This window comes from Candidatus Nanosyncoccus nanoralicus (genome assembly GCF_004138405.1).
Taxonomy (GTDB): domain Bacteria; phylum Patescibacteriota; class Saccharimonadia; order Saccharimonadales; family Saccharimonadaceae; genus Nanosyncoccus; species Nanosyncoccus nanoralicus.
In genome coordinates this window covers 1-23,148 of the sequence record NZ_PRLL01000005.1, presented here as the reverse complement: position 1 = coordinate 23,148, position 23,148 = coordinate 1, and the positions used below count along the sequence as shown (strand labels likewise).

Here is a 23,148-nt window from a genome sequence, read left to right as displayed (position 1 = left end):
GCCTATACCGCCACTACATAGAGATATAAAAGAATCTCTCTAGCAAACAGCAAGACCAGCCAAAACCCCATAATTAGATACGGACCAAATGGTACTCGCACCTTTTTCTTCTGCATAATTTTCTTCGCGTTAAATCCTAATGCCAACAAATTCGCTACAAAAAGCAACATCAGTGACAATTCGAATCTTCCCAAAAATAATACCGCCGCTAAAGCCAACAAGTAATCTCCTCCCCCTACTAACCGTTCTTTTGAAATTTTATACATTAAAAAATATAGGCCCGGCAATACTAAAATACTGCTCACTAAAGTAAATAAATCATTCTTAATCACTTCACTCACTTGCCTAGTCGTCCCAGTTTGCATACTAAGTAATTTTGAGCCGGGCAAATATCTTAACTCCGAGATTATCCCAAATCTCACCAGCTCATTCAAAATAAAGTACCCCACACCAAGGCCTATCAACACATATAAAATCCAACTAGGCAACCGTTGCCACTTCAAATCATAAACCACTAAAATCCAAAATAATACCGCACTTACCATAAGAATTAATGCTCTTACTATAATCAACGGATTAGTAAAAATTCTCATCAGAAGCTCAATATCAAAATTCCGCCAGAAATCATAACCCGCTCCTTGCCAAAATCTCATTACATCTACTTGTTTAAAAAATAAGCTCAAAATTCCACAAAAAATTAACCCCATCGCCACTTCTGAAGCAATCTCAATTCCCCCAATCTTCTTTCCGCATTGCCGACAACGTCCCCTCTGTAATACCCATGACACAATCGGAATTAATTCATACCAAGCCAGTCGGTGATGACAAAAAAGACACTCTGAACGTCCACCAATCCTCTTCCCCTCTTCCTTATATCGAATCCGATAAGCCTGACAGCATGCAAATGATCCAAAAACCGCCCCCACCACAAAAAATATTAGATAAAGCACCACTAACACTATCTGTATATTAGCATAAGCCTCTTGATTTTTCTATGAGATTTTATTATTATTTGCTTAAGAAAAACGCCAAAAACTTGACTAAAAAGAAAGGATCAAATGGCAAATCAAAATCTAAATAACAAAAAAGGCTTCACCATCATCGAGGTTGTCTTGGTACTTGGTATCGCCGGTCTTATCTTCCTTATGGTCTTCATCGCCCTTCCTGCTCTCCAACGCAACCGCCGCGACACCCAGCGCACCTCTGACATCTCCAGACTCGCTGCTGCCCTAACCAACTATCAGTCAAACAACAGTGGCGCTATTCCTTCAGATAAATTTGGCTCCTACGTCTCTGGACACACCGAGGTCGACCAAAACATTTCCCGTACTCTCAATCACCAATCTTGGGCCTATTTCTACGATTCCTACCTAATCATTGGTAAAGAAGATAAAGATAAATTTGTTGACCCAGAAGGTGGCCCGTACTCTCTATCCATTTCTTCCTGCCGTGAAGCTACTTCTTATAATGCAGAGACCAAAATTTGTAACAACGGTCAACGTTCAGCTTCTACCTGGCGTGATCAATCTGAGGGCCGTCCAAACGGTGTAGAAGACGTCACAGCCGGTAACCCTTACGAACAAAGTGGTACCAAAGGTCACACCATCAGTATCGTCACCAATGCCACCTGCGAAGGCCCAGACGCTATTCATGCTTCCGGCTCACGCAAAGTTGCCATCCTTTATAAGAAAGAAGGCGGCGGCTCAATCTGTCAACCACTTTAAAAAAAGACACCCCGCAAGGGGTTCTTTTTTTAGTCTAATATTTTTACCACTTAATTTCTTCAAGACCCTTCGACTTCAGATATTCATTTGTTTTCGAAAATGGCCTAGAACCAAAGAATCCATTATGAGCCGAAAGCGGCGAAGGGTGAGCCGATTCTAAAACTAAGTGTCTCTCTTGATCAATTAATACCTTTTTACTTCTAGCATCTCTTCCCCACAAAATAAATACCAAATTCTCACGATTTCTATTCAAATACTCCACACAGTTCTTCGAAAAAATCTCCCACCCTTTTCCTCTATGCGACCCAGCTTTATGTGCCTCCACCGTCAATACATTATTTAGTAGCAACACTCCCTGTTCCTGCCAACTCGAAAGATCACCATCTGGATTTAAGTGCTTCCCCACATCTGCATCAATTTCCTTGTAAATATTTAAGAGACTAGGCGCCATGTATTTTCCACCCTTTTTAACTGAAAAAGCCAACCCATCCGCCACTCCTGGTGTATGATATGGGTCTTGCCCCAAAATTACTACCTTTATTTTGTTTAAATCAGTCAAAAAAGCCCTAAACACCGAGTCTTTTTCTGGAAAAATCGTCTTTTTTTCATATTCTCCATGTAAAAAATCAGCTAATTTCCGAAAATAAGCCTTTGAGAATTCTTCCTCCAAAAACACCCGCCAACTCTCATCAAAACACTTCATCTTATAATGCAAATAGTTTTCTTAATTTCTCTTGTACTTCATCAATCGTTCCCCCAGCGTCTAGGCACTGCAACTTCATTTCCTTCGCCACCTTAAGATATGCTTCATTCACTTTTTTCTGAAACTCTGTTGGCTGTGTTTTTAATACTTCACCCACTCGACCTTGTTCGACCGCCTGCGTATTTAGCCTACGTTGCCTCTCCTCATCTGATAGTGTCAGTACTACCATCCTATCAGGCTTAAAATAATAGTCCGGCATAATTTCTTTGTGCAAACGCGAAATTAATGATTTTGATACCCCACCAGCATAACCTTCATAAATCAAAGTCGACAACCAGTTACGTGTCAAAATCACCGTCTCACCTCGCCTTAATGCAGGCTCCGCAATCTTTCGCCATTGTTCATAACGATTAATTAGGAATAGCAGTACCCTAGTTCTGTGGTTAATATCTTGCTTAGTCTTATATGTTAACTTAGAAATCTCAGAGACAAAGGGATCCTCCGAACCAGTTCCCGACTCTGAATAAGCCGTCACTGTTTTACCCCTTTCCCTTAGATATTCAGCCAAAAGTCGCGCCTGTGTATCTTTTCCAGTCGCATCTTGCCCCTCGATCACAATCAACATTATTTCACTCCCGCCGCATGCTTTTTCAAAATTTCCCCACCTTTTTTCTTCCCTGCTGCATATTCAGAGTAACATTTTGGACAAATTGCTCTATACTCAACCTCTGAGGTGCCATCATCAATTAAGACATCTGGGCCATCCGCCATAAACTCGCCATTCAAAAACCGCGCGTTCAGCGTTGCCTTACGTCCGCACTCACATATCGTTTTAATTTCATCGATATCGTGTGCCATCTGCAATAATCTAGTTGCCCCTTCAAAACCGCCGTCAGTCAACCTAAAGTTTAATCTTAAGCCATAAGCCATTACCGGCACTTCAAGGTCCGTCGTCACTTTCATCAACTGATCCACTTGTTTTGACGTCAAAAACTGCGCCTCATCAACGAGCACACAAGAAATTTTCTTATCCCTAATATGTTTTTTCAAATAACTAAAGAGATCATCTTCTTTCTCAAAACAAAAATCCGTCACTCGCTCCGGCCCAATCCTGGTTAACAATTTTTCGCCATTCTTAGTATCCGTCTTTGGCTTCATCACACAGACCTGATGTCCGCGCTCTTCATAATTAAAAGCCACCTGTAAAAGCTGCATTGTCTTTCCGCAGCCCATTGCCCCGTATCTGAAATATAGTTTCGCCACAGCATCCTCCTAGTATTACTATCTCTATAGTAACACAAGAGTTCAGTTTCTACACATCTTCACTAAACTGCGAATTATAAAGCTCCGCGTAGAAGCCGTTCTTTGCGATCAATTCCTTATGATTACCTTGCTCAATGATATTCCCCTCCCGCATTACCAAAATCAAATCAGCCTCTCGAATTGTCGACAACCGATGTGCAATCACAAAGGAAGTCCTCCCCTTTGTGAGCTTTGAAAACGCATCCTGGATTAACTGCTCAGTACGTGTATCCACATTAGAAGTTGCCTCGTCTAAAATCATCATCATCGGCTCACTAATCACCGCTCTAGCGATTGTCAAAAGCTGCTTCTCACCCGCTGAAATATTATCCGAATCTTCCGAAATTACTGTCTGGTACCCATTTGGTAAGGATTTTATAAAATGATCCACTCCCACCATTTTTGCAGCCTTATAAACCTCCTCATCAGAAATCTTCTTTGCTCCATATTTCAGATTCTCCATAATTGTCCCTGAGAATAACCATGTATCTTGTAAGACCATCCCGAATAAATCGCGTACTTCATCACGTCGCATTTTCTTAGTCTCCACTCCATCAATCAAAATCTCGCCATCATTAGGATCATAAAATTGCATTAACAAGTTTACAATCGTAGTCTTTCCCGCCCCAGTCGGACCCACAATCGCCACTTGCATTCCTGGCTCAATTTTTACCGAGAAGTTCTTAATCACAGGTTTTACATCATAACTAAAATTCACGTTTCTAAACTCCACCTCACCAAGAAATTTACGATCCTTATTCATGATTTGCTTAAATAAACTTTTTTCCACTTCTGGGGTTTCTTCCGTTTCTTCAAGGAAGTTAAAGATTCTTTCTGCTGCTGCCAAAATCTGCTGAATCGTACTTGAAAGCTGTGCCACTTCAGTAATTGGCCTATTGAAGCGATTTAGATACTGGATAAATGCTTGTATTCCACCAATTGAAATTGCTCCTGAAATTACATAATAACCACCCAACATACACACCCCAGCATATGCCAAGTTTAAAAATACATGTGTTAGTGGAAATGTTAGTGAACTTAAAAACTGTGCCCGTCTACTTTCTTCGTATAACCTAGTATTCATCTTATCGAAACTCTTAATTGACTTACCTGCATGATTATTTGCTTTGATAATCAACTGGCCACTAAAGTTCTCCTCAATAATCGAATTTAATTTACCCAGCGTTGCTCTTTCAGCCGCAAAATATACCTTTGCCTTCTTTAATACAACCGAAATAAAAATAGTTGAAATTGGTACGGCGATAATAGCAATCAATGATAACGTTATTGAAAGATACAACATAATTGCAAGATATCCAAACAACATTGTAAAGCTTGTGATTATCTGGGTTAAAGTTTCCGCAAAAGAAACAGAAATTGTATCCACGTCATTAATCATCCTGGACATCACATCACCATTCGGCGTTTTATCAAAGTAGCCAATTGGTAGTTTCCTCATCTTCTCCAAGATACTATTTCTTAGTTTCTTCTCATATAAAACCGACAACGACGAAGTCACCACGCCTTGAATATAAGAGATCACTGCCGATAATAGAAAAGTTGCAATTAATACAAAACCTAAGAAGTTAATCTCTGGCCAATTTATTGCACCCTGATTTTTTAACGATTCCATTGCCGAAGTCGTCATCATTCCTAAAATCATTGGACCAAACACCATCAAAAGCGTTGACACCAACGACAGTATCGACGCCACGATGATTTTCACCTTCCACTCTCTTATTGAAAACCAAAAACGTCTTAATGCCGATTTAAAATCTTTTGGCCCCTGTGAACTCATGCCCTTACCGTGCATTTTATTTCTCCCCTTTCTGGCTCATTCTATTTTCCGTGTTTTTTCCATGAGTCAAAGCTAGCTCCGCTTCTAACTCTTTTTCAGAAAACTGCGACTTAGCAATCTCAAGATACACCGGACAATTCTTCAGTAATTCGTAATGTGTCCCCTTCCCAACAATCTTGCCTTGCTCCAATACAATAATCTGTTCAGCGTCTCGAATCGTATTAATTCTCTGTGCCACAACTAACACTACAGAATCTTCTGTTATTTTCTTTAAGGCCTTTCTTAAATTCCTATCTGTCTTCATATCCAGAGCCGAAAATGCATCATCAAATACATAAATTTCTGGATTTTTCGCTACTGCTCTTGCGATTGACAAACGCTGCCTTTGTCCACCAGAGACATTAGTTCCTCCTTCTGAGATTTCCGTATCATATTTTTTAGGCATCTTCTCAATGAATTCGGCTGCCTGTGCAACTTCCGCTGCCTTCTTCATTTGCTCATCTGATCCATTTTTCACCCCGAACAAAATATTTGAACGCACCGTCCCTCCAAATAGATACCCCTTTTGTGGTACTAAGCCAATTCGATTAATCAAATCAGCCTCAGAATAATTCTGAATCTCTACCCCGTTAATCAAAATCTGCCCTTCTGTAGCATCGTAAAACCTTGGCACTAAATTAATCAGTGTCGATTTTCCAGAACCAGTCGAACCGATGAAGGCCGTTGTCTTTCCTGCCTCCGCAATAAAATTAATATTGTCCAAAATCTTTCCATCGGTTGTTTTATAACCAAAACTTACATTTCTAAATTCCACACTTGTTTTTGATTTTGGCGTATCAAGAGATTTTTCTGGGAATACAATTTTTGATTTTGTCGCTAAAACCTCGTTAATTCGCTTTGCCGAAACATTTGCCCTAGGAATTAACACAAACAGCATTGTCAAAAACAAGAATGACATAATCACCTGTGTAGCATACTGCATAAACGCAATCATCTTACCAAGGTAACTCATATCAAACGATAGTCTTGAAACCCCTACCCAAATTGCGAACAACGAAGTCATATTAAACACTAACATCATAATCGGTGTCTGTAATTGCATAATTCTCACAATCGAAAGATCTGTCTTCGTTAATTCTTCATTCGCCTTTTTAAACTTCTTTTCCTCGTAATCTTCCTTATTTAAGGCTCTAATCACCCTCACCCCAGTCAGATTCTCTCTAGTAAGCAGATTGATTCTATCCATCATCTTCTGAAAAACTGCAAATTTTGGCATCACTGATCCTATAATCACAATTGAGAAAATCAAAAGAATACCAATTGCTAGAGCAATAATCCAGGTCATATCCGGCGCCACTACAAAAGCCTGCACTACCGCCCCCACTGCCATTAATGGTGCACGCACCAACATCGAAAGACACATCACCATTGTTTGCTGCACTTGTGATACATCATTTGTAGTTCTTGTCACCAAAGATGCTGTCGAAAATTGTTCGGTTTCCGTAATCGAAAAAGACAATACCTTAGCAAAAAGATCACGTTTCATATCTCGACTTATCCCAGCGCTCACTTTAGTCGAAAAATAGGACGACACCAAAGTGCCAAGCGCCGACACTACAGTGACCAAAAACATAAAGATACCAGTTCTAAAAATATAGTCCGTATCATTATTATTAATCCCATTATTTACAATATCCGCCATCATCGTCGGAAGCATCAATGTACCAAAAACCTGTAGTCCAACAGCCAGCACCAAAACCAAACACTGCCAGAAATATGGCTTCATATACTTAAATAATTTCAGCATCCATCACCTCCCGTGATCTATTTAGAATTCTTGTTTAAAGAAAGAATACTCTTTTATCGAATAATTTTATTATAATTTATTTATTTTTTCAAATCTTATTTCTGTACCCAGCGAACTAGTCGTACCAAAATAAATACAGCTAGGTTAACTAATACGATGGTCGAACCAGTCGGCGTGGATAAACTATAAGACACCCACATTCCTATCATAAAACAAACCACGGACACCAGAACTGATATGAATATTACCTTCTTAAATGTTTTCACTAGCTGCATTGCCGACATCGTTGGAAAAATAATCAAACTCGAAATCAATAATGACCCCATCAATCTCATCCCCAAAACCACTACAACTGAACAAAGTACTGCAAATATTGCATTATATAAGTTTGTTTTAATTCCAATCGATTTTGCAAAATCCTCATCAAAAGTTAATGCAAAAATCTTGTTATAACAACCGATAAAGATCCCAATCACCAGTACTGAGAAGAACAGACTGATCATCATATCTCCTTCCGAAATCGACAGAATACTCCCAAATAGATAATTATTTATATCTGTATTTACGCCACGCGTTATCGAGATCACAAAAGTACCAAGCGCCAATGCACCTGCTGAAACCATCGCTATTGCTGCATCTGGCTGAATTTTATTTTGACTATTTAATCTCAAAATTAAAAACGACATTATTATTACGATTGGCATCGCAAATTCAAGAGGTGCAAAATTCAATACCGTAGCAACGGCAAAAGCCCCAAACCCCACATGCGACAACCCATCCCCAATCATCGCATTCCTTCTAAGTACTAAGGCCGTCCCAATAAGTGCTGCAGAGATTGATATCACCAACCCAGCAATAAACCCCCTCATTAAAAATCCTTGCCCAAATATCTCAAACATTATGAATTCTCTCCACGTATTCACAAGTTTCACCAAAGAAATATTCTTTTCCAGATAGTGCCAATATTTTATTTCCGATTAAATTTTTATGATCAAGATCATGTGTCACCATCAAAATCGTAATGCCTTTTTTATTTAACTTCAACAAATTATCATATAATTCCATTTTTGACTTAAAATCCAAATTATTCGATGGCTCGTCCAAGATTAACAATTTTGACGTTGCTGCCAAAGCTCTAGCCAGTAAGACTTTCTGTCTCTGCCCACCCGAAAGATCTGCGAAGTGACGTTTTGTAAGATCTGAGATTTTCAACTCCTTCAAACATTCAGATACCACCTTTTCCTCTTCCCTCCCATAAAACGGTCGTACCCCTATCCGATTTAACGTCCCTGAATAAACGATCTCAGATACTGAAGCTGGAAAATTTTTATCCACCTTACTTTCCTGCGGCATATAGCCGATAAATTTACGTTTCAGGTTATGAAAAATAATTTCACCCTTACTCTGCTTAATCGACCCCAGTAAAGTCTTAATCAGTGTTGATTTTCCAGCTCCATTTTGTCCAACGATACAGATGAAATCCCCCTCACGAACTTCAAAGCTTAAATTCGAAAAAACATTTACCTTATCATAACTTACCTGTAACTTCTTTACAGTTAGTATTGGCTCACCACCGTCTTTCATAAACTCTTCATTCCTTTTAGCCACTCTTTCATATCGCGTCTATATCGTCTGTTTTGAATACTAACTATTCAAGGCTTCTTTTAACACTTCAAAATTACGTTCCATTAAATCAACGTATGTTACCCCTGCCTCAAAATCTTTTTTCGAAATATTATGTGCAGATTGAATTTCCAAAATCTTTGCACCCGTCTCCTTTGCTAAAGTCTCCGCAATCAACCCATTTGAAAGCTCAATCTTAAAGACAGCAGGAATTTTATCTTCTTTTATCTTTTTTACTAAGAAGCTTACAGTTTTTACGTTAGCTTCCGTCTGTTCTGAGCATCCTGGAAAGGCGGCATAATATTTAATTCCATAATCATCTACAAAATATCTTAACGGAAAACGATCACCAACGATAATTTCTTTGCGCTTCGCTGTCTTAACCATTTCCCCAATCTTCTGGTCGACTGCAGCAATTTTATCCGTATAATTCTTAGTATTTTCAGATAACTTCTTTTCTTCTGCTTTATCAAACTCTAAAGTAGCTTTAAGAATCTTTTCTGTAATCTCTTTAGCATTCTTTAAACTAGTCCATACATGCTCATCGACTTCGGGTTCCTCCTCTTTATGGTCGTGGTCATGCTTGTGATCATGGTCGTGATCGTGGTCATGTTTATGATCATACTTATGATCGTGGTCATGGTCGTGGTCATCATCATCCTTGTGGTCATGCTCGTCCTCCTGCATCCCCTCGACTACTTCCTCGTTTTTGGTTTTTACTAAATCAACTAGCTTCATCACCTTAGTTTTCTTCGGATCAATCTCACTGATCACTTTTTTTACCCATTCGTCTGAGTCTCCCCCAACGTAAAGAAACAAATTACTATTCTTAATTGTCAAAATATCTTGTGGGGTAGGCTCAAAACTATGTGATTCAGCCCCAGGCTTCAATAACATCTTCACAGAAACCTCTGTGTTGTCACCAGCTACCGCACGCGCAAAATCATAACCAGGAAAACTCGTACTCACAATTGAGAATTTTTTTCCCGTCTCATGCTTACCCAGCATGCTAGCAAACTTTATTCCAGCAAAAGCCACGCCCGCCACAATTAAAGCCGCCACCGCTCCTTTATAAATTTTTTTCATTATTTCTCCTTGGATAATTAATTTATACAAAAATATAATCTATTAAATGTGTATAAATTATTTACTCAATCATCCATCTGATCTCTTAACGCAATCTGAGTTAGATCCCCCTTTAGAATCAAACTTCTCCCCGTGTTTAGCTTTCTACACTGGCAATTAGCACATACCCCGGGTACTATTCTAGTCTCTCTTTTTTCTAGACAGAACTCCATGTCCCCACAAAAACCACCCCCGCCTGAAACAGTCGCTTCAATCCCCCCACAGTGTAGACATTTTATATAAACTTTTGGCATTTTAGCCTCTTGGTGGTTCACCCTCCGGCTCATTCAGTAGCTTCTTAGACTTAATCTCATAACGCTTACCATTCACCGGTGAAACATAATAATCTTCATTTAATAAATTCACAAACATCGTCAAATCCTTATCATCCATGATAATGATTTTGCCGTCATCATCTGTCATTAACTCCAGCTTCATCTCGTCAGAATAATCCACTAGCTGTTCTTGCGACATCTGCTCTTTAATATCCATATCTTGCAACTTCTTTACGAGAGGCTTTTTATCCTGCAGTAAAGCATTCAAGGTTAATCCCTCAGCAAAAGATAGCTGGTACTTTTCCTCAATCTCCCTTGCTTTCGCCTCAGCCAGCATCTGTGCCTTAAAATCATATTGAAAAAGGTTCTCAAACTTACTCTGATTGAAAATTACCACATTCTCATCAATAATTGCGACTTGATTATCATCCGGCATTTTCAGCGCCACCTCGGCGCTAAACGGTTCAAAACTCTCACCATTTAATTCCCAAGAAGACTTAGCGTTAAGCGCTGAAGCGGCTGAAATCACCTTTGCAATATAGAACGTTTTCATCCCATCCCCACCAGGATAAGTAAATCTTGCCAAAATGCCCTTCACCTTCTTAAATTGGTGCTCATTATCCGTAAAATAATCAATATCCTTATATTCTTTTTCCACCAAACGAATCAGACTCTCAGCTCTCACCACCTTGTTGAGATCTGTGCGATAAATCACCTTATTTTCACCATCTGATTTTTCGTATTCACGACATTCCAGGCCTTTGTCCGCTTCTTTAATCACAAAAGCCACTGCCTCACCCATAAACATTTGCTTTACAGAATTAGTTAGTTTTTCTGAATAACGAATCTTAAACGGAGTGTAATTTTTATTAAATAGAAAAAGCTCACAAGAGACATTATTCTTTACTTCATCAATTTCATTTGCCCACAAGAATACATCAAAATCGCTAATCTTCTTAATCTCAGAATTTGTAAATGCTGGTCTATCTTCTGACTCCATACTTCCTCTCTTTTTCTAACTAGTTTAACACAAAAAAGTTTGACTATGCTAGGTCAGCGTAGGTTTCTTTCAGCCTCTCATTTTTAGTCAGACCAAATTCAGCCAAAATTCCCTCCAATTTTCGCTGTCCTTCCCCCACTTTTTCATTATCATCCAGTGTGATTTCAATTTTTACGAAATCCTCTTTCTGGTTGTCAATTTGATCAATATAAACCCTTGTGTTCTTATTAATCTCAAGAGATTGCCTTCGACGTGGAATTTCTGCCTGCATCACAAAACCTAATTGCAGTAAAATATTTGCTGCTTCCGCATAGTCTCTCACTTGCGTCACATGCGAAATGGTCACTCCAGAATCTTCAATATGTCTCTTACAAATTAAATCATACTTCGCTGGGCGATCCACTGCCTTCATTTCAATCCTCAAAATCATTCTTGGATAATTATTATGATTCTGATAATTTTTTGGCACAAAAACTCTGTTATGCTGCCAATAAACTGGCCCAAAATCATAATCTAAATGTGATAGCTTCGCCTCAAACGCATCACGGTCTGCCAATTTACTCTTATAAATAATCGTTCGCATCTCCTACTCCGTTGATACCAATTCTACTTCAACATTTTCCGCCCCCTCATTTTCTCGCGCCTTATTCGCCCACAGATCAGTTAATTCGTTCATTTCAATTCCATCATGCCCCTTCACCCAAATTAGTTTCACCCTAGAGTCTCGATATAGCTCATACAATTCTTTTACTAAATTTAGATTTTTAATAGGTCCAGTCTTCTTTTTCCAGCCATTTTTTTCCCAACCAGGTGCCCATTTTGTCAAAACATTGCTCCAAAATTCTGAGTCTGAATGAATTTCCCCCTCTTCTCCAGCCAAAAACTGCATTGCCGCACGCATTGCTGCGCCTTCCATTCGAATATTCGTTGAAGCTTCTTCTCTTCCCAATCTCACCGGCTGACCATCACAAATCACAGCATAGCCACCTGGCCCAGGATTAGGCGAAGCACTTCCATCTGTCCATAAAATCTTCACTATAAACTTCCCTGTACATCATTTACAATTGCGTATATTGGGAATAGCACCGCCACAATAATGAAGCCAACCATTACTGCCATGATTACCATCAATACTGGTTCAATCAAGGTTGAAATTGTTCGAATTTGTTCTTCTAATTCGTCCTCATACACTTGCGCAGCCTTCGCCAACATCTCATCTATTTTACCAGATTCCTCACCGATCGAAGCCATTTGAGGCACCAATGGCAAAATGTAAGAAAGATTTTTCAAAGATGACGACAAAGTTTTACCTTGTTTAACTTTTTCCGAGACTTCCTTAATTTCTTTTTCCAGTACCACGTTATTCATCGCTTCCGCTGAAATCTGCAGAGTGTCCTGAATCGATACCCCTGCCGACATTAAGTTCGAAGCCGTTCTAGCAAAACGCGAATTATATAAACGCCAAAACATTGTCTTAAATATTGGAACATTCAACTTCGCTAGTGCCGCCCATTCAATACCAGTTGTAGTTTTTCTAAACTGAAATAGAAAATAAATCGCCACCCCCAACAAAATCGTTACCAACCACCAAGATGCCACCAAAAAGTTCGCAAGTGAAACTAGTGCACCTGTCGCCCATGGTAGTGGTTTCCCTATATCCTTATATAATGACTGAACTTGTGGCACAATCATAAGTACCATAAAGACTAGTACCGCAATAATCACCATTAAAATAATGGCTGGATAAACCAAAGCACCACGAATTTTTGAAATCATCGCGTTATCTTTTTCCTGCTGCTCCGCCAAACGTTTCAGTGACGAATCCAAGCTACCCGAAGCCTCACCCGCTCGAAGTAATGCGATATACACTTTATTAAACACATCCGGATACTTTTCGCAAGCCTGGGTTAAAGTTTTACCAGCCTCCACGTCCACCAAGATTGACTCCACTACCTTTTGCATTGGCTTACTTTCGGTCTGTTCGATTACAGTACGTAATGAATTAGACAAAGGCAAACCAGCCCCGATTAAAGTCGCAAACTGTCTCGTAAAGACAATTCTGTCTTTCATCGTAATCTTGTTTTTAAAACGCTGAAATAGCCCAACCCCTGACATATCTTCATCAATTCGGTCCGGCGTCATTCCCTGTTCGATCAAAAGCTTCCCAGCAGTACGTTCATTTTCTGCCTGGATCACCCCCTTAGTCATTTCTCCAGTTTTACTATCTCTAGCTTTATAAATAAATCGCTTCATTAAATCCCCTTCACCAACCTATCAAACTCACGCATGTCCACTGCATAATCTCTTGCGCTATCGTAGGTTACCGTACCCTGTTGTACTAGCTTCGCTAAAGTACGATCCATCGTCTGCATTCCTTCATTTGCACCAGTCTGTATCGTGTTATCAAGTTGATGCGTCTTGCCCTCACGAATAATTGAACGTACAGCCGAGTTTGCAATCATAATCTCTGCTGCTACCACTCGACCCCCACCAATCGCTGGCACTAGTCGCTGCGAACAAACTGCCATCAAAATTCCCGCTAGCTGCGAACGAATCTGCGGCTGCTGTTCAGCCGGAAAAACATCAATCATACGATCAATTGATTGAGCTGCCGAATTTGTATGAAGCGTTGCAAATACCAAGTGTCCAGTCTCCGCGATCGTAATTGCAGAAGAAATCGTCTCAAGATCACGCATCTCACCAAGTAACACCACATCCGGATCTTCACGTAGCGCCGACTTTAAAGCTCTTGAGAAGGAGTAAGTATCATAATGCACTTCCCTCTGTGCGACCACAGATCGAATTGACTTATGCGTAAACTCAATTGGATCCTCAATCGTCAAAATATGCATCGCCTTTTCAGAGTTAATCTTATTAATAATTGCTGCCAAAGTTGTAGACTTACCAGAACCAGTCGGACCCGTCACGAGTACCAACCCACGTGGATAATCGGCAAATGAAGAAATAACTTGTGGCATGCCCAATTCTTCAATTGTAGGCATCTTTGTTGGGATTAAACGAAATGCTGCAGCCAAATTTCCTTTTTCATTAAAAGCATTCACACGAAAACGTGCAATTTCTCCGAAAGAAAATGAATAGTCAAATTCTTTATCCTTTGACAAAACTTCACGCTGCATTGAGTCCAAGGTTGAGAAAACCAATTTTTCCACCATCTCACTTGTTAGAGCTGGCGTATTTGGAATCGGTGTCAGTGAGCCATCTATCCTTAAGATTGGAGGTAGTCCAACCTGAATATGTAAATCTGATGCTCCACGCCTAATACACTCTTCAAGCAATGTCTCAATCTTAATCGAAGTCGGTAAGCTAGTTGGCGTAGAAGCAGCTGCCGCCTGATTAGCCGCCGTCGTTTTTACCGCCGTTCCTGTTATCGCCGTCGGCTGCGCCTGTACCTGTGCTTGTTGTACTGGAGCCTGCATAGGATTCGTCTGCGACACCCCAGCCACACCCATCGCTGGAGCTGGGCCCGTCATGTTTGCTTGTGGCTGTGTATTTTGCTGCATTTTTCTCCTCTTTTCTCTTATTTTAGCATAAGCTTCATTGTTTATGATAATTCACTAATTGCAATTTAGAAGTTTAGTCTAAGCAAGGTCTGACGCCACCCTATTCACCTCACTCACCGTCGTTACTCCCGTCAAAGCCTTCATCATACCATCTTGACGCATCGTCAAAGTTCCCTTCGCCCTCGCCAACTTCATAATTTCACTCGAAGTTGCATGTGAAATAATCATTTTCTGAATGTCATCATCTACTTCAATTGTCTCATAAAGGCCCGCCCTCCCCTTATATCCACCAGGCGTCTCTCGATCATCAATTCCACGCACCAAGGTATATCCATTAGGATTAACCACCGGTAAGCCTGTATACCCTAAGTCGTCCGACACAATCGCCACCTGTTGCTGATTTTGTGGCAAAATACTCCCCACCAAATCATTTATCTGCTTAGTCTCCATTTCATTTGAATGCACAGCCTCTCTTTTAGGAGCCACCCTTCTCACCAACCTCTGGCCAATCACAGTATTTAAAGTCGAAGCGAGTAGGAACGGTTCAATTCCCATATCAAGTAACCTTGGCAAAATACCCGCAGCCGAATTAGTGTGTAGTGTTGAAAAAACCAAGTGTCCAGTCAAAGCAGCCTGCACCGCCAAGTTCGCCGTCTCTGCATCACGAATCTCACCCACCATCACCACATCTGGATCTTGACGCAAAATACTACGTAGTCCCGCTGCAAAAGTCAGTCCTGCATCCACATTTACCTGAATTTGATTCACCCCATCCATCTTGTATTCCACTGGATCTTCTAGTGTTACAATATTAATTCCATCGGATTTAATTCTACGAATCAAGGCGTATAAAGTAGTAGACTTACCAGACCCCGTTGGTCCTGAAGTCAAAATCATCCCATTTGGTTTTGCAATTCCCCGCTCCACCATCTTTAAAGCGTGTCCAGTCATTCCCATCTGTTCAATATCTAAAGTCGTTCCACTTTTATCCAAAATACGTATCACCACCTGCTCCCCCCAAATTACCGGCGAAATCGCAATACGAAGGTCGACCTCTTTTCCGTCCACCAGCACAGTAAACTGACCATCTTGAGGAATACGGTGTTCATCAATCTTTAGATTCGATAAAATCTTCACCCTTGAAACCAGAGCTGGCTCAATAGTTTTTGGCAGCTCCATCACCTTGCGTAACACGCCATCAATTCGACACCTTACGATTAAGGCCTTCTCTAGTGGCTCAATATGAATATCTGAGGCTTTTGACTTAGTCGCAAAAGTCAGAATGGTTGATAAAGCCTTTGAAATCGGCGAATCCTGAGTAATGATTTTTACATTTGCCCCATGCGAAGTCTCATCTGCTTCCGAAGTTTTAACCGCTTTCTCTACCGCCGTAAAATCACCCCGATATTGCGAGATAGCAGATTTCAGCCCCTTTTCTGAGGCCATCATAATCCTTACCGGTTTCTGTACCAACTGCGACAAGTAGTCCGTCTGCTGCACATTAGACACATCAAGCATTGCCACATATAGTTGTCCGTTTTTCTCCCCAAGTGGCACCACCATTGACCTAGATACCACATCATACGGCAAAAGCGACAAAATCTCCGAATCGAACATCACGTTTCTGAGACTTACATACGGCACATTAATCACCACAGCCGTCGCGTGTGTTACAGTCTCTGCATCTGTCACTTTTTTTGCAATCAAGGTCGCAAGCAGTGGTTGTTTTGTTTTCTTAATTTCCTCCACTACTTCCTGCACTTTTGCACTAGAAACCAACCCTTCCGAGATTAAAAGGGATACCACTTTCTCCTGTGCTTCTTGAGTTAGTAATGTCATGGTTACTCTGTTGCTCTTCCCCCATTTTGGTTATTTGAAGACTCACTTCCATTATTAGCAGAATTATTCTGTCCTGTCTGGCCATTCTGTGTTGCGTTATTATTTTCTGAACTATTCTTTTCTCCAGCCTGTCCCTCAGTTTTCTTTTTCTCTTCTTCAGCTTTCTTCTTCTCTTCCTCGGCCTTTTTTTCTTCCTCACTTAATTGAGGTGTCGCCTTGCCACACGCCACGAGTTCTGCACGATCCAAAATCCCGTTCTGATCCACATCCTCACATTGACCCACATAAACTTCTACTGTCGGATTAATCGCATCTTGGTTAAAAGTTTCTGGATCTGGTTCAACCACTTCAGTCGAAATCGGTGAAATATTTTTGTGTTTCAACATTAGCTCGTCGGGATTTCCCAAAATTGCATTTGAAGCAAAAAACGCTCCTACCATACCAATTGAGGCGATAATGATAATTGTAAAAATATCTGATTGCTTCATCTTTTTTCCTTTTTATTTCTTTATAGTGTTTACCTTATCATCTTTAGCTCTCACTATTTCTGTCTTCTCCTGAACTGTTGTTTCTGCGCTATAAAACGCTGCACCTTGTGCCAATAATTCCAACTTCATATTACCGTTACCGAGATTACTCCCCCATTTAATTTGTGCCGAAGATAAACTAAATGCACGAATTGATTTCTCAATATTTGAAATAATCGACATCGTCTCAGCCTCATTTCGCTTAACCGTCAAAGATACAGGAATTGTTGAAACGCCAGTCACTCGACTTTGTTTATAATTCGTACCTGGCGATAGTTGTTCTGGCTCGAATCCAGACAATAAGAAGATCTGATTTAGCGAAGCAAGTAATGCCTCGTCATTCTTCTGCGCAGGCAAAGCATCCGGTACCACCCGCAGCGCTGAGCACATTTTAATCATCTTTAAATCATATGATCGTTCATCATCGCTTGTCGCCTTTGAATAGGCCGCTGTAAAGTCAATTCGCTTGCCACTTTCATCAAAACAATTTTTCTGACTATCTCGTGCCACGGACTCCAAGTTTGTATTGGCAGCCATCCCCACCATTACGTTGTAACGCAAAGTACCCGGCAGATTTGAAACATCAAGCGATTGCGGATTACAATCTTTTAGTTCCTTATCAGAAAATTTCCCATCCTTGTTACCGTCCTTACAAATTCCAACATTCTTTATAGCAAGATCATAGTTAGCAATCGCTTCGTCCCGTTTCTTAATTACCTTAGCGTTAAAATTCATGTACTTAATCAAGTGGATCGACACCACAATACTTACTCCAAGTAGTAATGATGCGCCAAGAACCGCCATCATCATCTGCTGTTGCAGTTTATTGATTCGAAATCTTTTTCCAAAACTTCTTTCTACCATTTCTACCTACTCTCGCTACCGCTATTTTTATTATCTGTTTGTTTTGTCGACTGTGAACTACACTCCGCATCGTCAGCCCTACAATCATTCGCAGGAGCTGCAAACATTCCCTTAATTTGTTGATATGAATCTGTTACATTCTGTCCAGTAGGTCCAATTGTCATAATATGCTTATTGTTATAGGCAAAAAGCACCGGATCAATTGCAAGTACCGCTGAAAACCTTAAAACTAAATTATTATTCGCGTCACGACCGTTTGAAGAATCCGTGATCTGAATCCCTTCTGGCACCATCTTACAGTTATTTTCTGCGCTCCACTTCGTCACTTCTTTATCCCCCTCAGATACCTGATTACCAGTATATTTAATACACTCGCTTTCAAAGTGAGGCACACCATTAATCTTTCCTTTAAGATCCATTGATGGTTTATAGATTGAGTTTTTTACGTTCTTAATCGAGACGGTTTCAATCTCTGTTCCATTTTCAGTCTGAGTATTACTTTCTCTCGATGAAGCCAAATCATCCGCAACCCCATCTTCTGATGTTTTAACTTCAGTCCCCTTACTCCAAGTTTCAAATTGTGGCGTACGCCAAATCTTCTCATCTGGAATTACAGTTTCTATTTTAGTGACTGTCTTCTTCCCGTCTTTCTTTTCCGGAGTTTCTACCTGACCCAGCGAGCCATTATTTAAATTGGTATTTTCAACAGAAGAATCTGCTTTTTTATCACCTATAGTCTTGTTTTCACTACTCACAGCGTGGTCATTACGTCCCGGATCACAATCAACCTTTCCTCGTGTCCAAATAACATACACATTACCATTTTCAGATAACAAATTTCCTTTTTCATCAGTTTCTTTAATACAACGAGTAGGGATCTGGTCTCCCGTTGCTGTTACAAAACGACCAAAATCATATTTCATCATATTCACTGATTTCTTAAATGACTCTAGCACACGATAGTCAATCTTTGGTTCCTCGCCCGCGTTTGCCTGCGCATCAAAGTTTAGTGTTGCCGTATCTAAATTCACATTAAGTTCAGACATCGTAATCGTATCTGCCCCGGTTGGGAATAAATTTCTCAAAATAGGAAATACTCGCGACAATACTGGACGATTTTTATTAATTTCAGATAATTTCTTTAGCTGATCTTGAATTGTCAAAAAATCAGGCAACTCTTTATAGGTCGTAATCTTATCGCTCAGATTTTTAATATGACTTTCTTGACCAGATATTAATAAATCTTGAGTACCCTTAATACCACCAAGCACTGCCACAGTGGAAATCGAGGCAATTGACACCACAATACAGATAAAGAACACTAGATTGCGAACCTTCTGCAACCTAATCATTTGCAGTTTCACGTCAGGCACCAAGTTCACCTCATACTTGCCAGTCTGCCCAGTCATCATTGTCGACTCATTAGTCTTACCAGAAATTAAGTCCTTAAAGAACTTAGGAATATCTGAAAAAGTCATGTTTTTAAATGTATACTTTTTCATTAATCATTACTCCTTTCCGCAAGACCAATCGCCACAGCAAATTCTGAAGCCACTGGCAACAACATCTGTTGTTGCTGAGGTGTTACTTTTACATATTGCCAAGGGTTTCCCTGAATAGTTGCCACTCCGGTCTTCATTTCAATATATTCTGCAATAAATGGAATAATTCCCGAAAAGCCTGAAAGAACAATCCCACCAACCTGCGCTCCGGTGTAACGGTTTTGGAAGAATCTCACCGATTTTGTTAACTCTAAGGCAAAGTTCTCTAATGTCGAACTAAGTGCATTATAAACTTTCCCTTCAAGCTTGTCTTGTGCAAGACCAAACTTCAAAATAAATTGCCTGGCTTGATCCTCACGTACCTTCAACGAATCTTCCACCACCTTCACAAAGCTCGCAAGTCCCCCTGGAATTGAACGCACCAATCTTGGCGAATCTTGATACATCACCACAAGATCCGTCGAAGTCTCACCAAGGTCAATAATCATTCTCGCATCCTGCACTCCAACCGGAGCTAACGCCCTCACCATTGAAATCGGTTCTGGCTCCTGTGCAATCACGTTTAGACCCAATCCCTCAATTCTCTCTAGTAATGATTCAGCATAAGCATTATCCACAGAAGATAATAAAATCTCCGCTTTTTTAGCATCAATTGGACTAACCCCAAGTACCGCAAAATCAATCTTTGCATCATCCACCGACATCGGTACGTATTGGTCGGCCTCATATTTTACCGTTTTTACCAGCTCTTTTTCTGGCGCATTCGGCACTTCAATAATCGCGGTATAAGTTTTTCTTGCCGGCATCCCCACTGCAATATTCTTAGTCTTAATTCCCGCTTGTTGTCTAGCACCCAAAATAATCTCACCCAGCCTTCTTCTTCCCGCATCTGAATCATCCTTTGTTAATTTCGGATCAATTGGTACATAGGCAAATTTCTCAAGCACCCACCCTTTTTCGATATTACCAGAAAGCTGAATCATTCTGATTGAATTTGTCCCAATATCCAATGCGAAGAAATCGCCCACTCCATGCAATAGACTCATACTAGTGTAATTATAACACAAGCACTATAAAATCTGTAAAGCTTCTTTCGTTTTTTTAAATTCAATATTCTTTACGTTCTTTAGCTTTTTATATTCACCCTCCGCCTGGATTTCCACCTCTCCCCCCACGGCTTCCTCTTCAAAAGTTATTTTAAATTTCAAAGCCTTCTCTCCTTTTACCCCCATAAAGAAACCCCGTATCATAAACCAACACATTGTAAAAATATTCTGAAGTGACGCCATCCTCACTAAAAACCTATCATTCAAGTAATAATCACCACCCCGCACTAATTTCGCCATACTTTCGCCATTTAAAATCACCACGTCTGAAACCCCTGCCATCTCAACTCCGCCCCTATTCCCATCTAGCTCATATCGAAATTTTGGTATAAATCTTTTTTTATGATTTTTCATAAACCACTTAAATAGCACTACTAAAGAAAAACATAATCTGCCGCGCTTCTTCCTTAACTTCTCTCGAATTTTACCCTCATCAAAAACCTCCGTCGATTCAGCCAGCATTCCCATCGTAAAGTAACAAAGCGCAAAACGAAAATGTTCACCATCCACCCTCGACTCAAGGCCATAAACCTCGCCCCCTCTTGCCCTTCTCCCCGTTCGCGCGATATCATTAAAATTACCAAATGGTAGAGTATAATATCGCACTTTTTTGCCAGACAAAAAAGCGGCATTTACTCCAATTGTTGCCGTTCCGTCTCCACCCAAAGTCACCAAAATATCCCCATCCATTAAACACGCCGCTAGCTTTTCTGCATTATCATCCACATCTGTTGGCGCCACCTCATACTGAAAAAAAGTCACATTCAAAAGACCAGTTTTACCTAAAATTACCTTCTTAATTGGCCTTATTGCTTCGGTCTCTACCTTTTTTGCCTGACTTGACCGCGAATTCACCACTAAAACCACTCGAATTCGCCCATTATTAGACTCCTCCGTGATTCTCTTTAAAACATAGTTTAATTCTGTTTCTTTTCTTTTTTGTTTCATTAATTACCTCCGCCGTCCTTAATTTCTTTAATTAAGGCCACCAGGTAGAAGTAGAGCAATTACCGCCCAAAACATTGCATAAATCAAAAGACCAATCACCATATTGAGAATTCGTGTCTTAATTTTTACAATTACCGCCGGTTCATTTTTTGAAGTCATATACTGGTATCCACAGAAAATAAAACCAGCCGTCGCCGCAATTCCGACTCCGAAGGTTAATATATTGAGCACCATACCTAAAATAGCAAAAATCCCCGACTTAGGATCAGTCTCATTGCAATTAATAATAGAAGTCTGAACGCCGCCACAATCTGCAAAAACTGGCTGTGAAAAAGCTAAAACTGTATAGGCTAGCCCAAAAACCAACACCCCCATCATCATAATCTTGGATACCATCTTTAGCGTCTTCATCATCTCTCTTCTCTTAGTTAATCTAATTAATGTAGGTACTCGTGTAATTTCTTAGTATCTTTATGCTTTCTCAGTTTTGACAAAGCCTTCGCCTCAATCTGACGAATACGTTCCCTTGTTACCGCAAATTCAGCACCCACTTCCTCCAAAGTATGTGGACGACCACCGCCAATTCCAAAACGTAGCTTAATCACTTTTTGCTCACGCTCAGACAATGAACCTAAAATTTCTGCGATTTGCTCTTTTAGCATCTGCGCTGCTGCTGCATCTTCCGGCGAAACACGACCCTCGTCCTCAATAAAGTCCCCGAGTACCGAATCCTCATCCTCTCCATCATGGCCAACCGCTGCATCAAGTGAAGCAATATCCTGCTTAATCTTCATTACATAATCGACTTTATCCGGTTCCATCCCCATTTCTTTAGCCACTTCTTCCGTTGTCGGCTCCCGGTTTAGTTCATTCGTTAGTTTCCTCGTTGCACGCAAAACTTTATTGATGGTTTCCACCATATGTACTGGAATACGAATCGTTCTTGCCTGATCTGCAATTGCACGTGTAATTGCCTGACGAATCCACCAAGTTGCATAAGTTGAGAATTTGAATCCTTTATCAGGATCAAATTTCTCCACCGCGCGCAACAAACCCGTATTACCTTCTTGAATCAAATCAAGAAAATCAAGACCACGACCAGAATAACGCTTAGCAATCGAAACCACAAGGCGCATATTGGCTTCTACCATTTTATCCTTCGCCTTCTTTTCCCCCTTTACGATACGATAAGCTAAGTCAGTTTCTTCCTCATTAGAAAGCAGTGGAATCTTACCGATCTCTCTCAAGTATAATCTCACAGAGTCATCTGCAAACTGATCTACGTTCTCTGCTGTAATCTCAAGGTCCTCATCAGAAAACTCATCATCTTCCGAGAGGTCATCCAGGCCAGGCTCCTGTGGACCCATATCCATATCGCGAACAGCAAAAAGCTCCTCGTCTTCATTATTCTGTTTATTATTTTCTTCCACGATCGCTTTTTTCATTACATCAATTTATAACATAAAAAATTAAATTATACAAAT

The 23,148-nt window shown here is 40.3% G+C and carries 23 protein-coding genes; 1 reads left to right on the top strand and 22 read right to left on the bottom strand.

What is annotated here, in order from left to right:
- Nucleotides 1-2 precede the first annotated feature (2 nt).
- Complete coding sequence (locus G3KMM_RS01350) at nucleotides 3-959, bottom strand: prepilin peptidase (RefSeq protein ID WP_129604511.1); 957 nt, start codon at nucleotides 957-959, stop codon at nucleotides 3-5.
- A gap of 99 nt (nucleotides 960-1,058) precedes the next feature.
- On the opposite strand from G3KMM_RS01350, the gene G3KMM_RS01345 reads away from it, so the two are divergent.
- Nucleotides 1,059-1,724, top strand: a complete 666-nt coding sequence (locus G3KMM_RS01345; protein WP_129604508.1) for a type II secretion system protein — start codon at nucleotides 1,059-1,061, stop codon at nucleotides 1,722-1,724.
- A 43-nt stretch (nucleotides 1,725-1,767) separates the two neighbouring features.
- Here the strand turns inward: G3KMM_RS01345 and G3KMM_RS01340 are convergent, their stop codons facing one another.
- The 21 genes from G3KMM_RS01340 to rpoD all read right to left on the bottom strand — a co-directional run bounded on the left by G3KMM_RS01340 (nucleotide 1,768) and on the right by rpoD (nucleotide 23,109).
- Entirely contained in the window at nucleotides 1,768-2,427 is a 660-nt protein-coding gene (locus G3KMM_RS01340) for a uracil-DNA glycosylase (RefSeq protein WP_129604505.1), read from the bottom strand.
- Nucleotide 2,428: 1 nt separating this feature from the next.
- A complete protein-coding gene (gene tmk, locus G3KMM_RS01335; protein ID WP_129604499.1) occupies nucleotides 2,429-3,052 on the bottom strand; it encodes a dTMP kinase in 624 nt (207 codons plus the stop codon).
- A complete protein-coding gene (locus G3KMM_RS01330) occupies nucleotides 3,052-3,690 on the bottom strand; it encodes a thymidine kinase (protein WP_129604493.1) in 639 nt (212 codons plus the stop codon). Before G3KMM_RS01330 ends, tmk begins: the two co-directional genes overlap by 1 nt.
- A gap of 49 nt (nucleotides 3,691-3,739) precedes the next feature.
- Nucleotides 3,740-5,542 (bottom strand): ABC transporter ATP-binding protein, encoded by a 1,803-nt coding sequence (locus tag G3KMM_RS01325; protein ID WP_129604488.1) that lies wholly within the window; start codon nucleotides 5,540-5,542, stop codon nucleotides 3,740-3,742.
- Between the two features lies 1 nt (nucleotide 5,543).
- Nucleotides 5,544-7,334 (bottom strand): ABC transporter ATP-binding protein, encoded by a 1,791-nt coding sequence (locus G3KMM_RS01320; protein ID WP_129604482.1) that lies wholly within the window; start codon nucleotides 7,332-7,334, stop codon nucleotides 5,544-5,546.
- A gap of 95 nt (nucleotides 7,335-7,429) precedes the next feature.
- Complete coding sequence (locus tag G3KMM_RS01315) at nucleotides 7,430-8,233, bottom strand: metal ABC transporter permease (RefSeq protein WP_129604477.1); 804 nt, start codon at nucleotides 8,231-8,233, stop codon at nucleotides 7,430-7,432.
- Complete coding sequence (locus tag G3KMM_RS01310) at nucleotides 8,226-8,942, bottom strand: metal ABC transporter ATP-binding protein (RefSeq protein WP_206660635.1); 717 nt, start codon at nucleotides 8,940-8,942, stop codon at nucleotides 8,226-8,228. Before G3KMM_RS01310 ends, G3KMM_RS01315 begins: the two co-directional genes overlap by 8 nt.
- A 36-nt stretch (nucleotides 8,943-8,978) precedes the next feature.
- Nucleotides 8,979-10,043 (bottom strand): metal ABC transporter substrate-binding protein, encoded by a 1,065-nt coding sequence (locus G3KMM_RS01305; protein ID WP_129604467.1) that lies wholly within the window; start codon nucleotides 10,041-10,043, stop codon nucleotides 8,979-8,981.
- 294 nt (nucleotides 10,044-10,337) lie between these two features.
- Nucleotides 10,338-11,357 carry a Kiwa anti-phage protein KwaB-like domain-containing protein gene (locus tag G3KMM_RS01300; RefSeq protein WP_129604461.1) on the bottom strand — a complete coding sequence of 340 codons (1,020 nt, stop codon included), beginning with the start codon at nucleotides 11,355-11,357 and terminating at the stop codon, nucleotides 10,338-10,340.
- Between the two features lie 43 nt (nucleotides 11,358-11,400).
- Nucleotides 11,401-11,940: a CYTH domain-containing protein gene (locus G3KMM_RS01295; RefSeq protein WP_129604456.1), complete on the bottom strand. Its 540-nt coding sequence runs from the start codon at nucleotides 11,938-11,940 to the stop codon at nucleotides 11,401-11,403.
- A 3-nt stretch (nucleotides 11,941-11,943) separates the two neighbouring features.
- Nucleotides 11,944-12,393 (bottom strand): ribonuclease H family protein, encoded by a 450-nt coding sequence (locus G3KMM_RS01290; protein WP_129604449.1) that lies wholly within the window; start codon nucleotides 12,391-12,393, stop codon nucleotides 11,944-11,946.
- Nucleotides 12,393-13,610 (bottom strand): type II secretion system F family protein, encoded by a 1,218-nt coding sequence (locus G3KMM_RS01285; protein WP_129604447.1) that lies wholly within the window; start codon nucleotides 13,608-13,610, stop codon nucleotides 12,393-12,395. The genes G3KMM_RS01290 and G3KMM_RS01285 overlap by 1 nt, the downstream gene beginning before the upstream one ends.
- On the bottom strand, nucleotides 13,610-14,878 hold the full coding sequence (locus G3KMM_RS01280) for a type IV pilus twitching motility protein PilT (RefSeq protein WP_241569022.1): 1,269 nt from the start codon (nucleotides 14,876-14,878) through the stop codon (nucleotides 13,610-13,612). The genes G3KMM_RS01285 and G3KMM_RS01280 overlap by 1 nt, the downstream gene beginning before the upstream one ends.
- 78 nt (nucleotides 14,879-14,956) lie before the next feature.
- Nucleotides 14,957-16,717: a GspE/PulE family protein gene (locus G3KMM_RS01275; RefSeq protein ID WP_129604445.1), complete on the bottom strand. Its 1,761-nt coding sequence runs from the start codon at nucleotides 16,715-16,717 to the stop codon at nucleotides 14,957-14,959.
- A gap of 2 nt (nucleotides 16,718-16,719) precedes the next feature.
- Nucleotides 16,720-17,205, bottom strand: a complete 486-nt coding sequence (locus tag G3KMM_RS01270; RefSeq protein WP_129604442.1) for a hypothetical protein — start codon at nucleotides 17,203-17,205, stop codon at nucleotides 16,720-16,722.
- 12 nt (nucleotides 17,206-17,217) lie between these two features.
- Nucleotides 17,218-18,108 carry a hypothetical protein gene (locus G3KMM_RS01265; RefSeq protein ID WP_129604440.1) on the bottom strand — a complete coding sequence of 297 codons (891 nt, stop codon included), beginning with the start codon at nucleotides 18,106-18,108 and terminating at the stop codon, nucleotides 17,218-17,220.
- 2 nt (nucleotides 18,109-18,110) lie between these two features.
- Nucleotides 18,111-19,610 carry a PilN family protein gene (locus G3KMM_RS01260; protein WP_129604437.1) on the bottom strand — a complete coding sequence of 500 codons (1,500 nt, stop codon included), beginning with the start codon at nucleotides 19,608-19,610 and terminating at the stop codon, nucleotides 18,111-18,113.
- Entirely contained in the window at nucleotides 19,610-20,656 is a 1,047-nt protein-coding gene (gene pilM, locus G3KMM_RS01255; RefSeq protein WP_129604435.1) for a pilus assembly protein PilM, read from the bottom strand. The genes G3KMM_RS01260 and pilM overlap by 1 nt, the downstream gene beginning before the upstream one ends.
- A 24-nt stretch (nucleotides 20,657-20,680) precedes the next feature.
- Nucleotides 20,681-21,664 carry a diacylglycerol kinase family protein gene (locus tag G3KMM_RS01250; RefSeq protein ID WP_129604432.1) on the bottom strand — a complete coding sequence of 328 codons (984 nt, stop codon included), beginning with the start codon at nucleotides 21,662-21,664 and terminating at the stop codon, nucleotides 20,681-20,683.
- Between the two features lie 27 nt (nucleotides 21,665-21,691).
- Nucleotides 21,692-22,075 carry a hypothetical protein gene (locus G3KMM_RS01245; RefSeq protein WP_129604430.1) on the bottom strand — a complete coding sequence of 128 codons (384 nt, stop codon included), beginning with the start codon at nucleotides 22,073-22,075 and terminating at the stop codon, nucleotides 21,692-21,694.
- 26 nt (nucleotides 22,076-22,101) lie between these two features.
- Nucleotides 22,102-23,109, bottom strand: coding sequence for an RNA polymerase sigma factor RpoD (gene rpoD, locus G3KMM_RS01240; protein WP_129604427.1), 1,008 nt, complete (start codon nucleotides 23,107-23,109; stop codon nucleotides 22,102-22,104).
- Between the last annotated feature and the right edge of the window lie 39 nt (nucleotides 23,110-23,148).